The sequence below is a fragment of the Geothrix sp. SG200 genome, from assembly GCF_022808935.1.
Taxonomy (GTDB): Bacteria; Acidobacteriota; Holophagae; order Holophagales; family Holophagaceae; genus Geothrix; species Geothrix alkalitolerans.
Window position 1 is genome coordinate 277,186 of record NZ_JAKZFR010000004.1, and the last position, 9,381, is coordinate 286,566.

14 protein-coding genes are annotated in these 9,381 nt (G+C 61.3%); 1 reads left to right on the forward strand and 13 read right to left on the reverse strand.

Annotation, left to right across the window (positions count from 1 at the left end; translation table 11 throughout):
• Position 1: 1 nt before the first annotated feature.
• The 3 genes from ML539_RS10485 to ML539_RS10495 all read right to left on the reverse strand — a co-directional run bounded on the left by ML539_RS10485 (position 2) and on the right by ML539_RS10495 (position 1,756).
• A complete protein-coding gene (locus ML539_RS10485; RefSeq protein ID WP_243323518.1) occupies positions 2–823 on the reverse strand; it encodes a methyltransferase domain-containing protein in 822 nt (273 codons plus the stop codon).
• A gap of 178 nt (positions 824–1,001) precedes the next feature.
• On the reverse strand, positions 1,002–1,502 hold the full coding sequence (locus ML539_RS10490) for an N-acetyltransferase (protein WP_347710761.1): 501 nt from the start codon (positions 1,500–1,502) through the stop codon (positions 1,002–1,004).
• 65 nt (positions 1,503–1,567) lie between these two features.
• Complete coding sequence (locus ML539_RS10495; RefSeq protein ID WP_243323523.1) at positions 1,568–1,756, reverse strand: hypothetical protein; 189 nt, start codon at positions 1,754–1,756, stop codon at positions 1,568–1,570.
• Between the two features lie 249 nt (positions 1,757–2,005).
• On the opposite strand from ML539_RS10495, the gene ML539_RS10500 reads away from it, so the two are divergent.
• A complete protein-coding gene (locus ML539_RS10500; protein ID WP_243323534.1) occupies positions 2,006–2,365 on the forward strand; it encodes a hypothetical protein in 360 nt (119 codons plus the stop codon).
• Positions 2,366–2,451: 86 nt separating this feature from the next.
• Here the strand turns inward: ML539_RS10500 and ML539_RS10505 are convergent, their stop codons facing one another.
• The 10 genes from ML539_RS10505 to ML539_RS10545 all read right to left on the reverse strand — a co-directional run bounded on the left by ML539_RS10505 (position 2,452) and on the right by ML539_RS10545 (position 9,155).
• Positions 2,452–2,967 carry a hypothetical protein gene (locus ML539_RS10505; protein ID WP_243323536.1) on the reverse strand — a complete coding sequence of 172 codons (516 nt, stop codon included), beginning with the start codon at positions 2,965–2,967 and terminating at the stop codon, positions 2,452–2,454.
• A 145-nt stretch (positions 2,968–3,112) separates the two neighbouring features.
• Complete coding sequence (locus tag ML539_RS10510) at positions 3,113–3,556, reverse strand: GNAT family N-acetyltransferase (protein WP_243323545.1); 444 nt, start codon at positions 3,554–3,556, stop codon at positions 3,113–3,115.
• A 47-nt stretch (positions 3,557–3,603) separates the two neighbouring features.
• Entirely contained in the window at positions 3,604–4,179 is a 576-nt protein-coding gene (locus tag ML539_RS10515; protein ID WP_243323553.1) for a hypothetical protein, read from the reverse strand.
• A gap of 444 nt (positions 4,180–4,623) precedes the next feature.
• Positions 4,624–5,148, reverse strand: coding sequence for an OsmC family protein (locus tag ML539_RS10520; protein ID WP_243323561.1), 525 nt, complete (start codon positions 5,146–5,148; stop codon positions 4,624–4,626).
• Positions 5,149–5,285: 137 nt separating this feature from the next.
• A complete protein-coding gene (locus ML539_RS10525) occupies positions 5,286–5,672 on the reverse strand; it encodes an SgcJ/EcaC family oxidoreductase (RefSeq protein ID WP_243323563.1) in 387 nt (128 codons plus the stop codon).
• A 142-nt stretch (positions 5,673–5,814) separates the two neighbouring features.
• Positions 5,815–6,246 carry a cupin domain-containing protein gene (locus ML539_RS15705; protein WP_347710756.1) on the reverse strand — a complete coding sequence of 144 codons (432 nt, stop codon included), beginning with the start codon at positions 6,244–6,246 and terminating at the stop codon, positions 5,815–5,817.
• A gap of 148 nt (positions 6,247–6,394) precedes the next feature.
• Positions 6,395–6,760 carry a hypothetical protein gene (locus ML539_RS10530; RefSeq protein ID WP_243323566.1) on the reverse strand — a complete coding sequence of 122 codons (366 nt, stop codon included), beginning with the start codon at positions 6,758–6,760 and terminating at the stop codon, positions 6,395–6,397.
• Between the two features lie 212 nt (positions 6,761–6,972).
• The gene (locus ML539_RS10535; RefSeq protein WP_243323573.1) at positions 6,973–7,347 is read right to left on the reverse strand and encodes a nuclear transport factor 2 family protein; all 375 of its coding nucleotides are present in this window, start codon (positions 7,345–7,347) and stop codon (positions 6,973–6,975) included.
• 158 nt (positions 7,348–7,505) lie between these two features.
• Entirely contained in the window at positions 7,506–7,799 is a 294-nt protein-coding gene (locus ML539_RS10540) for a cupin domain-containing protein (RefSeq protein WP_243323576.1), read from the reverse strand.
• A gap of 438 nt (positions 7,800–8,237) precedes the next feature.
• Entirely contained in the window at positions 8,238–9,155 is a 918-nt protein-coding gene (locus tag ML539_RS10545; RefSeq protein ID WP_243323577.1) for an alpha/beta hydrolase, read from the reverse strand.
• Positions 9,156–9,381 lie beyond the last annotated feature (226 nt).

Below are 9,381 nucleotides of genomic sequence, written 5' to 3' on the forward strand. Positions count from 1 at the left end.
GTCAGGCCCGGCCGAGGCCGATGCAGGCCTCCGCCCTCATGACGGGCATCCCGCGGCGGGACCGGGCGCGGAGGGCCTCGATGTACTCGCGCCCCACGGCTTCAGTGGCCTCGGGTCCGAGCTGGCTGAACAGGTGGGCCAGGGGCGGCGCCGACCGCGTGAAGCCCGACCAGTAGGCCTCCGGCTCGTCGATCTCCTGCACGGCCGTGGAGGTCACGACCTCCACCTCGCGGAAGCCGGCCGCTTCCATGCGGGCCTTCAGCGTCCCGGCGCCGCTGAGCCTCGCCCACACGGGCGGCGCGGCGGGGGGCTGAAGCCCCGGGACCACCTTCTGGACCGCCTGACGCACCAATGTCATCAGCTGCAGGTTGGCGGGATCGCGCCAGCAGACAATCGCGGCGCGCCCGCCTCCGCGCAGGGCGCGCCGAAGCTCGGCCAGGCCACGGTCGATGTCCGGGAAGAAGATCAGGCCCAGCACCGAGGCGCCGGCGTCAAAAGCTCCGTCGGGAACGTCCAGGGCCTGCCCGTCCATCACCTCGGCGGAGATGCCCGAGAGCTGTTCCTCGGCGATGCGCTCCCGGAGCCGGTCCACCATGCCCGGGGCGAAGTCCGTCGCGAGGACCTTCGCCCCGGCCCGCGCGGCCATCAGGCCGAAGATCCCCGTGCCCGCGGCCACGTCAAGGACGCGTTCGCCCCGCCGCAGGCTCAGCAACCGCAGTGCGTGCGCCGCGAACTGGCCGCTCAGACCCTCGAAGGCCCGCTCATAGTCCGGGGCGATGGCGCCCCAGTTCCCGGCCACCTGGTCTGGACTCAGCTCGGCCATGGGGAAGCTCCCGGGAGGGACCCGGCGGCGGTCAGGCCGGATCCGCGATGTGAGATCGAGACTGCATCTGCATGAACGCTGCAGGGATGAAGATAGCCCGGTTCCCCCATGACGCCAGGGCCGGTCGCTTGGCAAAAAGATGGCGTTTTGTTCTGCCCGGAGGCTGGCGGGCGGAGGGTCAGGCCGTGGTGAAGAAGGCCGGGTGATGCGTGACGAGCCCACTCGGGACGTCCCCGGTGAAGGGAAGGCACATGACATATTCCGGAGGCACCTCGTGGATGCCGAGCGAAGGGACGTGCCTGAATCCGAAACGGGTGTAGTAGGCCGGATCGCCGACGAGCAGGCAGCCGTTCGCCCCGAGGGAGCGGAGGCCATCCAGGCCGGCCCTGATGAGCGATGCGCCGATGCCCTGCCTCTGGTGGGAAGGCAGGACAGCCACGGGGCCGAGCGTGTACCAGCCGAGGTCTTCGCCCTGGATGAGGGCCGGGGAGAAGGCGATATGGCCCACCACCTGGCCCTGCCGTTCGGCCACGAGGGATAGGGTGAGGGCGCCGGAAGCCCGCAAGGCCCGGACGATGAGGTGCTCTGTCTGGCGGCTGTAGGGGTGGTTCTGGAAGGCTTCCAGGTTGATTCGATCGATGGCGGGAATGTCCGCCGCTGTTTCGGGCCTGATGATCAGGGGAACCCCCATGGCAGAGCTTGGTGATGGATGCCGTCCATGGTCGACCCGCGATCCATCTGCGGTCAACCTGCGCGGCTTTCCCGGTACAGCATCGTTGCCAGGGCTCCGCAGAACAGGAATGCCGCCAGGCTCATCCAGGTGGGGATGAGGGCCCGGCCGATCTGGACCTCCAGCCCGAGGATCACCCGCACCAGGTGGGCCAGGGCGACGATGCCGAGAAAGGCCGTGGCGAGGAAGGAAGCAGGCTTCATGGGCACCTCCGCATGGCTCCGGCGCCAGGCCCAGGATCAGGCTCCAGGGACGGGCCCGCCACCTTCCCAGGGATCCGACCGGCTCCTCCGTCAGGGTCTGAGTCTCCCCCGCAAGGTGAATGTTCCCATGGCAGAAGACGAGCCCGTCCACGCCTCGCGCCCGGGGAGGAAAATCCGGTATCCGGCCCTTTCCGCTCGGAGTTATGATCGTCCTTCTTCTTCGTCACGGGACAGGCCGAGGAGGTGGCCATGTTGCGCACCAGGGTGATCCGGGATCTGGATGAGATGCGCGGCCAGGCCTTCCCGCCGCCGTACACGCTCATGGAAACCCTCGAAACCACCGAGGCCCGCGGCGAGGCCTGGTGGGTCCTCGTCGCCTACGAGCAGCACGGAACCCAGGCAAGGTGGGTCGCCGTGTTTCCCGAGGCCGGGGAGGCCAGGTTCTTCACGGATGGCGACGAGCTGCGGGGGCGCTGGGACGCGGACCACGAGATCTTCATCCCGGGCGATGGCTCGCCCCTGGATCTTCGGGGCAATCCCGTGTCCCTGGCGGCCATCGAGGAGGAAGAAGAGGAAGAGGATGCCGAGGCCGAGGAAAGACGGCGATAGGGGGCTCGAATCCCCGGACGCCTGCTCGCGGCTGCCAAGGCGCTGCCAGGCGCACCCGGTCCAGCCGGGGCCTGTCTAAGGCCGCATCATCGATCCGGCGTGACGACCATGACGATCTTGAGCACCCCGTGGCTTCCACCCTGGAAGAGGCTGTCGAACTCGTCCTTGGACATCACAAGGGTGGAGCTGTCGGACCTGTATTTCTTCTCCTTGGCCGAGATCTCCTGCTCCGTGAAGGCCGCCAGCGGCTGTCCGGAGCGGAGGACCGAATAGCGCAGGACCACCTTCCGGTCGAAGGAGGGGCGCACGTAGGCCGTGGACTGGATCTTCAGCTCCACCTGCTTGGCCTTGTCATTCACGGTCTTCTTCACCACGACCAGGGGAAGGGACACGTCATCGCAGACGAATGTCCCCTGGTCCGTGAACGAGTACATGTTCGCGGGCTCCGCGACGTTGAGCCTGTCCATCGGCAGCTCGAGGACCATCGGGGACGAGAACTCGCTCTGACGCACATCCGCCACGGTTCCCTGCCGGGCGGCCACCTGTCCCATCAAGGGCAGGGCCAGCAGCATCACGCAGGCGCACTTGGTTTCCAGGCTCATCACGGCTCCATGAATGGCAGAAGAAAAAACGCGTGGAAGCCCCGGGTGGGAAAGAGCAGCCACGGATATGGGGATCGCTGCATCATTCTGCCCAGGCGAGAACGGATGCGGAAGGCCGTGCCGATCGGGTCCAGGGTGGCCAGGGTCAGTCCCGCAGGCTCTTGAGGTAGACGTGCTGGGTCTTCCTGCGGAGGTAGCCGAGCGACTCGTAGAACCCGTGAGACTCGGGCCGCAGGACATTCGACCTGACACCGAGGCCCGTTCCCGACTGATCCAGGACCCACTGTTCCGCGGCTTCGACCAGCGCCTTGCCGATCCCGGACCGTCGGGCCGTCCCATCCACGACCAGGCCCACGATCTCGAACTTGGTTCCCGATTCAAGGGTGACGCGACGCTCCGCAGCCAGCCAGCCGAGGAGGCCGCGGCCTTCGAGCGGTTCTGCCACGAGCACCAGGTGAGAAGGATTGGGCAACAGCAAGGTCAGCCGCCGGGCGATCTCCTCGCACCCCGCGGGATATCCGAGGGTGCCGGAGAGGCGCGCGATGTCAGAGGCATCGGACAGGTCGGCCGATCGGATCCGGTGGCTCATGGGCTGCCCGTCGAACGAAGTGATGGGGGGGCGGATTGGTGCCGAGCTCAACGAATGGAGCTGGCGGCCCGTTCAGGCTTGCGGCTTCGCGAGGCCAGCACAGCCACGGTGCCGTTGAGGATGAAGAGATACGCGACAAACGCTGTATTTTCAAAGGTGTGGGCCTGGATCGACAGGAAGCTGATTCCGAAGCCGAGCGCGCTGACTGCGTAGGCGACCCAGCTCTCGGAATGGGGATGGCGATACGACTTGATGAGGGTCGGTAGGCCCGCCAGCATGTCGGCCAGCAGCGAGAACAGGATGGCCAGGTTCGGCTTGTCGGTCATGGCCCAGAGGACAATGCCGATGATGGCCGCTGCCATCAGGTAGTAGTCGCGCGGTTCGGTTTTCCAATAGGCCTTCTTGTTGAAGAAAGACGCCGCAACGATCAGCAGGGGCGTGAACCCGGCGGCAAACGACGCCCACGACAAACCCTTCACATCCTGCGCCCTTTGCGCCACGAAAATGATCATCGGCAAGATTCCCCAAAGCAGCCACGTGATGCGGTTGGGCTGGGTTTTGCCGACGATGGTTTCGTACAGGTAATAGAAGCCGCCGAGCGAGCCGACGATGGCACCGATCATGGCGAAGGACTCGGGAAGCATGGGTGGCCTAACCATTGGCGTCACCCGGGCACGCCTGCGTCGAAGCGCCAAGCGGAGCCGAGGAGGCAGGGGGCTGGGAGAGCGTGGAAGGCAAGGTCGGAGAGGTCCGGATTGAGGGGGAGGCAGGCGCGCCGCTGCCTTATCCTACTCAACATCTTCGAAGGTGCCTGACACCATCACAGTAAAGGCGTTCATGGACGCTGGTTCCCGTGTCCGGTGAATCGCGCAGAGGGTCGACGAGCGTCATCGGCACGACCCCGGCAGGCCGCTGCAACGCCGGGGTGGGCTTCGTGGGCCGGCTAACCGACTCGCCTGCACCGAAACGGTGAGCGGGGTCGAGGAAGCAGGGAAATGAAGCAGAGCAGAAGGGAATGCAGGCGGGGTCCGAGGTGAGCGAGAGGTTGGTCCGGGCTATGTGCTGCATTAAAAATTGAATTGAGTTTGAACTCGTGGTGGGTTCTTTAACGTTTGTTGGACTACGCAGCAGTATTCCGAAGCGGCGCTCAACTTTTTCAACAATTCCGGGTTCGTACCTTCTTTCGCTTTCAGGTTCACTTCGCATCGGATGGATTGAAATCCAACAGGAACATCCTTGCTTAGCCCGAGGGTTCCTCGCACATCCACCTCAGCAGTGACTCGGACCTCAAGGAAGGAAAGTTCTATTCCAAGAAGATTGGCAACCATGCGCACTGATGAATCTTGGCACGCAGCGAGAGCCGCACAAAGAATGTCGCCCGGGGTAGGCGCATCATGTGGACCACCAACAGCCTGGTGAACTCCTACTGGAATGACGACGCCACATCCATCCATTGGTTCGACTCTTGAATGGAATGGATCGGAGTGGTCACCAGAAGAGGCGATGGCATGATCAAGAACCATCGAACTATCTGGCGAATCCTTATATTTGACTCTAAGCGGGGCCTGGGCCTCATTGACAGAACCGCGCATACATTGACTCCTGAGTTGGGCCTAACGAAGGAAGCTGAGCGGCTCCGCCTGCACCGAGGCGACGAGCGGAACGGAGGAAGCGGGAAGCCGAGAGAGAGCGGAAGCCAATGCAGGCAGGGTCCGAGTTGAGCTAGGGGTTAGGCATCGTGGGAATCGATTAGGTCATGGCCGTACGAGTTGTCGATAGAGCAAAGCCATTCGCCGGAAGCGGTGCGTTTGAAGACATATGTTGCTTTGCGTTCAGTCTCTGGAAGATTGGCAGCTGAGACAATGGTTTTGGCCAGCACCAGCGCAGTGTCGCCTGCCTCAAGAACGGTCATGCCTGCTTGCTTGACGACCAACGAGTGCTGGAAGTAGGTTGCGATAGCCTCGAACGCCTTCTGTATCTGAGTTCGCCCAACCGCGTTCAGGCCCGGCTTTACAACCAGAACAGCATCCTCAGTATAGATATTGCCGAGTGTTTCTAAATCTTCCGCCATGATGGCCTGGTCTGCTTTGTGGATTTGAGCCTCGACGGGATGCATGTTGTATGGTCGCTTTCTTAAGATGCCCAACCGATGAAGCTAATCGGACCCGCCTGCACCGAGGCGACGAGCGGAACCGAGGAAGCGGGAAGCTGAGAGAGTGTGGAAGGCAATGCAGGCAGGGTCCGAGTTGGGTTCGGGGTTAGGCGTGTGGAGGCGTAGGTACGAGGCCATAACGTGCCATAACCGCAAGAAGTTCAGCCCGGTTTGGGGGTGCACCGGTATTTACGACGGTGCCGACATCACGGAAGAATTGGGCCCCAATGTCTGGAGTCAGTACGATAAGTGCGCGTGCGGGTGTGTCAGATGGGTTGCTAAACCCATGAACCGAGCCCATGGGGGTGTGCATCCATTCACCCGGCCCTAGATCTCTCACCGTGCTATCGACGGAGTATCTCAATACGCCTTCAAGGACATAAACACACTCTTCAGTTAATGTGTGGCTGTGAGGTGGTGGGACATTCGAACCAGGAGGAACCAGCAGTTCGAAGACACCCATAGTGCCCTTCGCAGCGCCATCGATTAAGTATTTAATTTCGAGTTGACCGACTTTGATTATTTCAGTCTGATTCATCGAGCCCTCCAGAAACAGGTTATGAAGGAACGAAAGTGCCTAACGAATGAAGCTAACCGGTCCCGCCTGCACCGAGGCGCTGGGCGGAGTCGAGAAAGCGAGAAGCTGACAGAGAGCGAAAGGCAATGCAGGCGGGGACCGAGTTGAACTAAGGGTTAGGCCGCTGGTTGAGTTTGTGAAAGAGACGTGGCGCCAGAGTAAGCCAGATAAGGAAGAAAACCCAAACCCGACCTGCCAAAACGTTGTAATCGGATAGGACCTGCTGGATTGGCCGACCCGCAAGCACCAAGCCCATGAAGAACTCGAATGCGACTGTAAGCACCAACCACATGCCACCAACCATGAGTGCATGCCGGTTTGAGGATAGAGGCCACTTTCTAATGACGAGCCAGATAAATCCTCCGATAACAATTGAGCCCGTGAGCGTTGAAAGCTGATGGGCTTGCAGCTCAGGCACCAGCTTGGCAAAGAGAGCTTGCCTGAGTGCGCCATTGGCAATGGCCAGCACGAGCATTGGAATCCAGGCAAGTGCATAACGAAGCATTGGACCCCCGGGACGCGGAAGCTAGATGATTCGGTGCGACCTAACGAATGAAGCCAACCGGACCCGCCTGCACCGAGGCGCAGAGCGGAGCCGAGGAAGCGAGAAGTTGAGAGAGAGCGGAAGGTAATGCAGGCGGGGTCCGAGTTGAGTGGAGAGTTAGGCGGCGAAATTTAAACGTCAGCTTAAACTTTTTTTGGATTACGTTGCGCCGGGTCATAGAAAAATGTTTCTCCAATAATCCTCTGCTCCTCCCAATTTTGATAAGCAATTTCTTCCATCTCAGTCACGGTTCCATCTAGCCACTCGAAACGAAAGACCCAGCGAATGACGACGCAATCTCCGTTTACGAAAACTGGTCTGATGCATGTAGAAGTGACGTTGCCAGCTCTCGCCATAAGTTCGCGTTCTCTGCTTACTAGCGCATCGCGTCCAATCCTTGGTTCGGACTGGTTCTCCTGGATGTAGCCGTCCTCGGTATAGAACTCTTCAAGTGCCTCTGCGTGAGAATTCGATTCGATCCGAGCAATGAATCTCTCTAATGTTTCGAGTGTCGGCATTGTGGTGACCTATGGAAATGTGCGGGCTTGCCGTCTAACTATGAAGCTGACCGGACCCGCCTGCACCGAGGCACTGAGCGGAGCCGAGGAAGCGAGATGTTGAGAGAGAGCGGAAGGCAATGCAGGCGAGGCCCAAGTTGAGCGCAAGGTCAGGGCGATCATTGGTCAATGATGAGGCAGGTACCCGAACTACCTGGCGCCACGGCGTGGGCCACTCCAGGAGGAATGACGTACATTTCGCCAGCTCGAACGATGACTAATTCTTCGTGAATTTGAAGATTGATTTGGCCGTCGGTCACCAGCAAACACTCCGGATAATCGTGTGACTCATCTGGATAGGGAGCACTGTCCATCTGCATGACCTTGATGTTCGCTCCACCGACAGTTGTAAGGACAGTGGATCTCCAGGCAGGTTTAGAGGCAGCGGCGGTTTTCAGGTTGTGGTGGCTCATTTGCCTCCTTAGGGGTCCCAACGAGAGAAGCTAACCGGACCCGCCTGCACCGAGTCAAAGGGGCGGGGCCAAGGCCGCGAGAAATTGAGAGAACGCGGAAGACGATGCAGGCGGGGGCCAGGTTGAGCTGAGGGTTAGGTAGGCGACTGGGTCGAGCTGATGGTAACGCCACAACATTGAAGATGCTTATGGGTGTTGGTTGATGTGTCCGGCGAGGCGCGTGGCGAACGCAAACGAGCGTCATCGGCGCGACCCCAGTGGGTGGCGCGGCGATGTCTGCTGTGCCTGGATAACCCGAGTTCTTCGCATTCAAAGAGAAGGCGGTTTTTCTCGATGCCTAATACAAGAATCCATCTGGCCCGCGTGGCGAGTTCGGCTCGAATAAGTGGTCGGGTACATTCGAGCGCGAGCAAAGGAAGGAGGACGAGCCGGCGCCGGTCACTTGGCTGTCGGCGCGTCGAGAAACCCGCCGATCATGGACGCCAGCCACCTGGTGCGCGACGTCACCTGCATGTGATCGGTACCAGGGAGCACGGCCAGCTGGGCGTGCGGAAGGAGCCGAAACGTCTCCACCGCATGTTCCGGTCGGATGACGTCGGCATCGCCGACCACCACGAGCGTCGGCGCGGTGATGCTGCGGATGGCACCGGCCGGGATGTCCTTGAAATCGCGCATACGCTGGACGGCCTTGTCGTGCATCATCCGCAGGTTCTCGGGCCGAGGCGCGACCTTGAGGTACTCCTTCCGCAGCTCTTGCGGCATGTCCTCTAGCTTGGCGTTGGACATCGCATCCCAGAGCCATGAGTAGGCCCCATCGCGTTTGACGAGAGCCGACGCCACCACCAGCTTGCGTACGGCTTTCGGATGCCGGATCGCCACCTGAAGGGCGATGGTGCCTCCGTTGCTGTATCCGAACAGGTCCGCCTTCTCGATGTGCAGGTACTCCAGCAGGGCCGCGGTGTCGTCAGCCGATTGCTCGAAGCTGAACGGCCGATCGGCGATGTCCGCCGTGTGTCCGTATCCCTGCTGCTCGAAGGCAATGACCTGTCGGTCGCCAGCCAGCAATGGTAGGATCTGGCCGAATGATGTTTGGATGGTGTCGCCGCCGCCATGTAGAAGCATGAGCGGTGGTTGCGTGGGGTTCGCGACGCCGTGAATCTCGAAATAGATTTGCAGGCCGTTGACGGGAGCGAAACCTGTCCGGACGGTTTGTTTGTTCTGGATCTTCCCAGGTGGCGCCGAGTGTGGCGCTGCCGCCAGCGTGACGGTGCCCAAGGTGAGGAGGAAGGCCGCTGTGGCTAGAGGCAAAAGAAATGCGGCAATGCGTTTGTTCCTGATTCGAGTGAGGTTCCCCATGAGACCCTCCGGTTGGCAGGCGGGGGCCTCCGGGCGATCTTGCCCGGTTAACCCTTCGCCTCGCCTACGTAGTCGAACGAGGAGGCAGGGAATCGACATTCCCGGGGCTGATATTCGTTACGAAGGAAGCCAAGTGGACCGGCCGACCCCGAGGCGATGAAAGGAGCCGAGGACGCGAGAAGCGAAAAGAGGGTGGAAGGCAATGCAGGCGGGGTCCGAGTTGAGC